The 1,763-nt window shown below is 76.2% G+C and carries 1 protein-coding gene; it reads left to right on the forward strand.

Annotation, left to right across the window (positions count from 1 at the left end):
• Positions 1-308 precede the first annotated feature (308 nt).
• On the forward strand, positions 309-1,763 hold a 1,455-nt coding region (locus IH13_RS0126810), incomplete at its 3' end, for a sugar transferase (protein ID WP_082317712.1).

The following is a 1,763-nucleotide window of genomic DNA, read 5'->3' on the forward strand; positions in this document are numbered from 1 at the left end:
CCGCGGCGGGAGCCGTCGCGGGCGCGGGCCCGGTCGGCACGCCGCTCCGCCTGCCGGAACCGCTGGAACCGCAGCACGGCGCGCGGGACCGGAGACCCCTTCCGCGACGCCGGGAGACCGGACGGCCCCGCCTCCCCGAACTTCGCCGGAACTCCAGCGAAACGGCACGTGTGTGGATATCGTGCACCGAGCGAGAGCGCGTCCGTCAGTCCCCGGGATCGGCGGATGCGCCCCGTTCGGGGGATGTGACTGTGGCTGGGGGGCTCATGGGACATGTCGAATTACCCGAAAGGGATACATCCGGGCCGGTGGGGCTGGCGGGGGCCCCACGGCCGCGCTCGCCGGCCGCGCACCGGCGCACGCCGGCGCTCGAACAGCCGTGGAGGGCGCCGGACTCGCCCCGTGACACCCCACGGCCGCGCCCGGCGGCCGGCGGGCCGGACCGGCGTACGGCGCTCCTCGCCCTGACCGACCTGACGGGCATGGGCGTCCCCGCCTGGTGGGTGCTGCACACGGCCGGCGCCCCGCGCCCCTGGGCCACCGCCGCCCTCGCCGCCCTCGTCTGGGTGGCCGTGCGCGCCGCGCGCGGCCGGTACGCGGAGCGGCTCCCCGCGCGGCCCGGGGCCCTGTCCCCATCGCTCGGCGACTGGCTCGTGCTCGTCGGGACGCTCGTCGTGCTGCTGGCGGTGACGGCCCGGCGGCCGGACCCGGTGACCGCCTTGCCGGCCCTGGTGCCCGGCCTGGCGGTGGCCCTGGTGACCGTCGCGGTGGCACGGTGGCGGGCCGCCGGGCGCGGTGGACCCGCCCGCCGGGTGCTGGTGGTGGGCGAGACGGCCGGCCTGGACCGCGCGGTCGGCAGGCTCACCTCCCGTACGGGCCACCCGTACGCCGTGGTGGCCGCCGTGCCGGTGGGCGGCGACGACGTGTCCACGGTGCTCGGCAGCGCCTTCGCCCACGACGCGGACCTGGTGCTCGTGGCGCCCGGCCCGGCGCTCACCGACGACCGGCTGCGCCGGCTCTCGTGGGGCCTGCACGACGGAGGCATCGCGCTGTGCGTGCTCTCCGACCTCTCCGGGACGGCGGCCGCCCGGGTCCGGCCCGTCTCCGTCGCCGGGCTGACGCTGCTGCACGTGGCACCTCCGCTGCGGCACGGCCCGCAGGCGGCGCTCAAGACGCTGGTCGACCGGGCCGGGGCGGCCCTGGGCCTGCTGGTGCTGGCACCGCTGTTCCTCGCCGTCGCGCTGGCGGTGCGGCTCACCTCGCGCGGCCCGGTCTTCCACCGCCAGGTCCGGCGCGGGCTCCACAACACCCCTTTCACCCTGTGGAAGTTCCGCACGATGGTGGCGGACGCGGAGAGGTGCAGGGAGCGGCTGGCCCCGGCCAACGAGAGCGAGGGGCCGATGTTCAAGATGCGCCGCGACCCGCGGGTCACCCGGATCGGCCACACGCTGCGCCGTACGTCGGTCGACGAACTCCCCCAACTCCTCAACGTCTTACGGGGTGACATGTCCCTGGTGGGTCCGCGTCCGCCGCTGCCGGACGAGGTGGAGCACTACGACGAGCGGGAGTTGCGGCGGCTCGCCGTCCGACCCGGAATGACCGGCCTGTGGCAGGTCAGCGGGCGCTCGGACCTGTCCTGGCAGGAGACCGTGCGCCTCGATCTCTGGTACGTCGACAACTGGTCGGTGGCCACGGACATGGGGCTGCTCGCCCGTACCGTGCGGGCCGTCGCCGACGGCCGCGGGGCTGTCTCTTATACACAT

Source organism: Streptomyces sp. NRRL WC-3549 (genome assembly GCF_000721935.1).
Lineage (GTDB): Bacteria > Actinomycetota > Actinomycetes > Streptomycetales > Streptomycetaceae > Streptomyces.